The sequence below is a fragment of the Streptomyces sp. NPDC059900 genome (genome assembly GCF_050270335.1).
In the GTDB taxonomy this organism is placed as follows: domain Bacteria; phylum Actinomycetota; class Actinomycetes; order Streptomycetales; family Streptomycetaceae; genus Streptomyces.
Genome location: NZ_JBNNJZ010000609.1, coordinates 1 through 4,713 on the forward strand (window position 1 = coordinate 1; position 4,713 = coordinate 4,713).

Below are 4,713 nucleotides of genomic sequence, written 5' to 3' on the forward strand. Positions count from 1 at the left end.
GGTACTACTCCAAGACGTATGACCGGTGGGCGTTCAACCAGTACAAGTCCGATACGGCCGATGCTGGCATTGTCCGCGCGATGGCCGATCGACCCGGCGGCGTCGTGCCGGACAAGTGGACGCACCTGGCCGGGTCTTACGACTCGGTGCGCGACGTGCTAGAGCTGTTCGTCGACGGCAAGCTGGTGGGGCAGACCGCTTACGACAGCCCGTGGGAGGCCCGCCGCGGCCTCCAACTCGGAGCCGCCTCCTACAACGGTGCCCCCTCGGCGTTCTTCCCCGGAACTGTCGACAACCTCCAGCTGTTCGACAAGCCGCTGGCGCAAGACGAAATCGACAAGCTGCACGCACAGCAGACGGTCGGCGATCCCGGGCGCCCCGCACTGGCCATCTTCGACCTCAACGAAGCAGCCGATGCCAAGGAAATCTCCGGACACGGCGGCGTGCTGCCTGCCAAGTACAACGGAGGTGTCACCACCGGTGCCGCTGGCATCGCGGGCCAGGCCGTCACGTTCAACGGCACCAACGGCTACGCAAAGATCGGCCAGACCAACGGACCGCATCTGAACACTTCGCGCAGCTTCACCGTGTCCGCCTGGGCCAAGCTGGACAAGAAGCCATCCGGGGCGGCGGTCATCGCCGCGCAGGCAGGAAAGGATCGCCCCGGATTCGAGCTGTACTACTCCGCCACCTATAACCGGTGGGCGGTAAACCAGTACTCCGCCGACGCAGCGGATGCCACCCCGATCCGCGCCATGCAACCCGACGGGGCCAGTGCCTACGTGGGCGAGTGGGTACAGCTGGTGGGCGTGCACGACACGGTCGCCAACACCCTCACGCTGTACGTCAACGGCGCCAGGGCCGGATCGGTACCACTGGCCGGCGCCTTCTATGCCGACCAGTCCATGTACCTGGGCGCAGGCAGCTACAGCGGTGAGGTCAAGAACCACTTCCCGGGCAGCATCGACGACGTGCGCCTGCTGGACCGCCCGGTCTCGGCCGAGGAAGTCCAGCAGATGTTCAAGCAGCGCCCGCTGGTCAAGGGCCGCTGGAACTTCGAGGAGACCAGTACCACCACTCCCGTCACCTCACCGGACCTCTCCGCGGAGAAGCGCCCCATGAACCTGTACGGAGGCGCGCAGCAGGGCGACGGAATGATCGGCTTCGGAGGGCTGCAGCTGAACGGCACGGACGCGTACGCGGCCACCAGCACAATGCCCGTCGATACCAGCGCCAGCTTCACCGTCACGGCATGGGCCCAGGCCGCCGCCATCCCGGATCACGGTATGGCCCTGGTCAGCGCCGAAGGGGCCGTCCGCAGTGCCTTCGAGGTCCGCTTCCAGCCGGATGCCAAGGACCCCCAGGGGCTGGGCCGCTGGGAGCTGACGCTCCCCGCCAAGGACAGCACGGATGCCACGGTCACCCAGGTGAGCAACACCGAGTTCTTCAACGCCACGGATTGGAACCACCTCGCGGTTGTCTACGACGGTTTCGCCAAGGAAGCCCGCCTCTACGTCAACGGAATACTGCAGGAAGTCGCCTGCGGCGATGCGGACGGTGACGGTGCTGGAGATGACACCGCCTGCCAGGACCTGATCGCTTGGGCCGACAACGCGGTGGCCTTCAGGGCCGCCAAAACTCTCCAGGTCGGCAAGGCCAAGGGGGACACAGCGGGAACGTACTTCGCCGGCGCCGTCGACGACGTGTGGACCTTCCAGGGCGCCCTGAGCGACGCACAGATCGAAAAGCTGGCCGGCTCCATGTTCGACATCCCCACCGACATACCGGGCGACAGCTGACCCGAGGTGTGCCGGGAGAGCCATCAGAACTCTCCCGGCAAACCCGCCACGAGACGTACTTCTTACTGACCTCTCAACGCCACGGTGCGCTGCCGCGTGGGCTGGTGTTGCTGCGAAGGACTGATTCCTGAAGATGAACGGCATGAAGAGACCGCGCCGCCAGGTCGGCGCGCTGCGGCGAAGGACGGCCCTAATGGTGTCCGCCGCCCTGGTGGGGACGCTGCTGCAAGCAGTGAGCGCACCGTCCGCGACGGCGGACACTAGCGGATGGCCGAGCCTTCCGGCGGCCGAGAAACCGGTCAAGGGCACGGACGGTGTCACGGCTGAGCCGCGCACGCTGACCAAGGGGCCCAAGACTCCGCCGAATACGCCGAAGGCAGCCTGGCCGAAGGCTGGCTCCGCCGTGGTGGCCATACCGGAGCCTTCGGACAAAAAGGCAGTGAAGCCTGCCAAGGCCACGGGGCTTCCGCTGTCCCTGGGTGCGCCAAAGGCGGCCCTTGCGAAGCGCGCGGGCCGCACTCCCGGGACAGCCACCAACTCGATCGCGCAGGGTGACGTCACTGCGCGGGTTGTGGACCAGAAGACGGCTAAGCGGGCCGGCGTGAGAGGCGTGGTGTTCGCGCTCGAGGCCGGGGACGCCAAGGGGGACAGGGCGGGCAAGGTCCGGACGGCCGTCGACTATTCCGGCTTCGCCGAGGCCTATGGCGGTGGCTACGCGTCACGGCTGAGCTTGGTACAGCTACCCGCATGCGTCCTGGACACCCCCAACAAGGAGCAATGCCGGGCCGCGCAACCAGTGGCGACCGTCAACGACACGGAGAAGCAGACCCTGACCGCGGACGCGGTGAACGTGCGCGCGGCAGGGCCGACCGTGCTGGCTGCCGTCGCGGAAGAAGAGAGCGGCAGCGGCGACTTCAAGGCCACCACTCTTTCGCCGTCCGCCACCTCGCAGACAGACCTGCGAACTGGCGACTTCACCTGGTCATACGACATGCCGGTGCCTCAGGTGCCCGGTGAGCTGAAGCCGGAAGTGGGCCTGTCCTACTCCTCCGCGTCGATCGACGGGCGGACCGGGTCGACGAACAACCAGTCCTCCTGGGTTGGCGACGGCTTCGACCTGTGGTCTGGCTACATCGAACGCCGCTACCAGGCGTGCGCCGACGACGGAGAGAAGAACGCGGACGGCAACAAGCCCGGCGACCAGTGCTGGGACCACGACAATGCGTTCATCACCTTCAACGGCAAGGGCGGCGAACTGGTTCCGGCCGGAGACGGCGAATTCAAGTTCCAGCAGGACGACGGCAGCCGCATCAAGAAGCTGGCATCGACCGATCGCGGCAACGGCGACAACGACGGCGAGTACTGGCGTCTGACCGACTCGCAGGGCGTGCGCTACTACTTCGGCTACAACCGGCTGCCCGGCTGGGCAGACGGCAAGGCCACGACCGGTTCAACCTGGACGGCCCCGGTCTTCGGCAACAACGCCGACGAGCCCTGCCACAAGGCGTCCTTCGCCGACTCCTGGTGCCAGCAGGCCTGGCGCTGGAACCTCGACTACGTGGTCGACCCGCGTGGCAATGCGATGGCGTACTACTACGACCAGGAGAAGAACTCCTACGGTCGCAACCTCGAGGCCAAGGACAACACCCGTTACACCCGCGGCGGTTCGCTCAACAGGGTCGAGTACGGACTGAAGTCCTCGGCCATGTACGGCGGCAAGCCGCTGGCCAAGGTCGACTTCGCCACATCCGAACGTTGCCTCCCCGACAGCAAGACCGACTGCTCGGACATCAGCAAGGACGCCTACTACTGGTACGACACGCCCTGGGACATGAACTGCCCGGAGGCCGCGGACTGTGACCAGGGCCGCCTGTCCCCGACCTTCTTCACCCGCAAGCGACTGACCGGCGTCACCACCCAGATCCTCAACGGCGACGCCTACAGCAAGGTGGACTCCTGGAAGCTGGGCCATCGGTGGGGCATGGCGGACGTCGACTACCAGCTGCTCCTCGACTCCGTGCAGCGCACTGGACACACGGCCGAGCCCGCGGTGACGCTGCCGAAAACCACCTTCGCCTACACCCAGCTCGCCAACCGTTTGGACAAGACGGGCGACGGATACGCGCCGTTCATCAAGGCCCGCCTGTCCGGGGTCTCCGACGAGACCAGCGGCCAGATCGCCGTTGACTACTCAGCCCCGGCCTGTAAATGGGACTCACTGCCTACCCCGCAGTCCAACGCCACGCGGTGCTTCCCGCAATACATCGGAGGCTCCAGCACAGACGACCCCGAGCGCCAATGGTTCAACAAGTACGTCGTCACCTCCACCACCACCAAGGACCGCACCGGGGGCGCGGCTGACGGCCTGACCACGTACGAGTACCTGGGCGACGCGGCCTGGCACTACGACGATGACGACGGCCTGACCAAGAAGAAGTTCAAGACCTGGTCCCAGTGGCGCGGCTACGGCCACGTCCGGGTCAAGAGCGGCGGCCAGGGCGGTGCCGACGCGCTCAAGTCACAGGAAGACTCCTACTTCCTGCGCGGCATGGACGGCGACCGCAAGGACCCCTCTGGCGGCACCAAGAGTGTCTCGGTCAGTCTGGGCAGCGGCGAGGGCGACCCGATTACCGATCACCAGTCGGCTGAGGGAACCGCTTACAAGACCGTCACCTACTCCGGCCCGGGCGGCAAAATCCTTGACAAGACGGTGAACCGGCCCTGGCGTCACGAAACCGCGAAGAAGGTCCGGGACTGGGGCACGATAACGGCCAACTTCACCGGCATTACTCACACCAAGACCTGGACCTCACTGGACAATGGCGCGGGCACCGACTGGCGGGTGGCATCGACTGCGACGGACTTCGACGCGGTTGCGGGCCGCGCCACTGTGGAAGACGAATTTGGTGACAAC

Annotated in this window: 1 protein-coding gene and 1 pseudogene; both read left to right on the forward strand. The window is 66.2% G+C overall.

Annotated elements, in window-relative coordinates; genetic code table 11:
* On the forward strand, window positions 1-1,799 hold a 1,799-nt coding region (locus ACQKIP_RS40230; RefSeq protein WP_427745306.1), incomplete at its 5' end, for a LamG-like jellyroll fold domain-containing protein.
* A gap of 193 nt (window positions 1,800-1,992) precedes the next feature.
* A pseudogene (locus ACQKIP_RS40235) lies at window positions 1,993-4,713 on the forward strand (sugar-binding protein); the annotation flags it as partial.